Genomic DNA, 1434 nt, shown 5'->3' with positions numbered 1-1434 from the left:
TGAAGTGACCCCCGAAAGTTAGACAGGTCGTTTCATTAGGCAGCCTCTAGGGTATGAGCCCGGTATTGTACTGGGCTCATACCCTTTAATTTTGCCTTAATTCTTTTATGATTATAGTATTCTATATACTTTGCTAATTCTTGTTTGAAATGTGTTATACTTTCAAATTCTTTTCGATACAGAAATTCCGATTTCATGATACCGAAGAAATTTTCAATAACGGCATTGTCATAACAGTTTCCTTTGCGAGACATACTTTGAGTTATGCCACAATTCTTAAGAGAATGACGGTATTGTTTCATTTGATAGTGCCAACCTTGATCAGAGTGAATGAGGAGTTTATCCGGATCGGTTACACAATAAAGGGCTTGGTCCAACATCGTTGAAACAAGGGAATAGGTCGGTCTTGAACCAATTGTATACGTGATAATTTCACCATTAAATAAATCCAACATTGGTGATAGGTATAACTTCTCCCCAAATAACTTAAACTCCGTAATATCTGTAACCCACTTTTCATTTGGTTTTTCAGCTTGGAAGTTGCGATTTAAAATATTTGGCGCAATTTTCCCAACTGTCCCTTTGTAAGAGCGATATTTTTTCATACGAACCAGACATTTTAACCCTAATTCTTTCATAAGGCGATACACTTTTTTATGATTTACTTTGTGTCCACGATTCATAAGTTCATCACGAATACGACGATAACCATAACACCCATCGTGTTCATTATAAATAGCTTGAATCAGTTCTTTTACCTCCGCATTTGGATCAGGACGATTAAAACGTTTCATCCAGTAATAGTACGTACTACGTGGAATGTTTGCGAGTTGAAGTAACTCCTTGATAGGAAATTCATGCCTTAACTCGTAGATTACTTGCGCTTTGTCTTGTTTGGTGATTTTTCTTTGTTTTGAACTAAGGCATTCAACTTTTTTAAATATGCATTTTCCATACGTAAACGCTCATTTTCCGCTTGTAAGGCTTCGATTGATCCTTCATCTACTGGCTTTATTTTTTTATCTTTCATGGTTGGACGCCCCTTTTTCTTTGATTGTAGGGCATCCAATCCTCCTGTTTCATAAGCTATTTTCCATTTCCGAAGTGTTTCATAAGACGGTATATTGAAAAGTGCCGCTGTTTCTCTGATAGATGTCCCGTGTTCATTCATATAATAAAGTACATCTAGTTTATACTGGGCTGGGTAGAATGTATAGCACTTTTCAAAGGCCTTTTCACCTGAAGACTCATATCGTCTAATCCACTCACGAAGTACGCTAGGGTTAACTCCTATAGATTTAGCAATTGTTTTTCCACTTTCTGTACCATCTAAATATCGTTTCACCGCTTGGATTTTTTCTTTTGAAGAAAATTTAGCCATAAAAAATGCACCTCCAATTGTTAGACTGTGTCTAACAATTGGGGTGCACTTCA

Annotated in this window: 1 protein-coding gene; it reads right to left on the bottom strand. The window is 36.6% G+C overall.

Features of this window, described 5'->3' with window-relative positions; translation table 11 throughout:
* Positions 1-35 precede the first annotated feature (35 nt).
* A protein-coding gene (locus tag QO049_RS30410) for an IS3-like element ISBth10 family transposase (RefSeq protein ID WP_098202567.1) occupies positions 36-1381 on the bottom strand; the annotation gives its coding sequence in 2 pieces (ribosomal slippage) (positions 36-940 and positions 940-1381; 1347 coding nt in all).
* Positions 1382-1434 lie beyond the last annotated feature (53 nt).

This window comes from Bacillus sp. RB3, from assembly GCF_030164735.1.
GTDB classification, from domain to species: Bacteria; Bacillota; Bacilli; order Bacillales; family Bacillaceae_G; genus Bacillus_A; species Bacillus_A cereus.
Note: the sequence above shows the minus strand (reverse complement) of the source record. Positions and strands in the feature narration are given on the sequence as shown.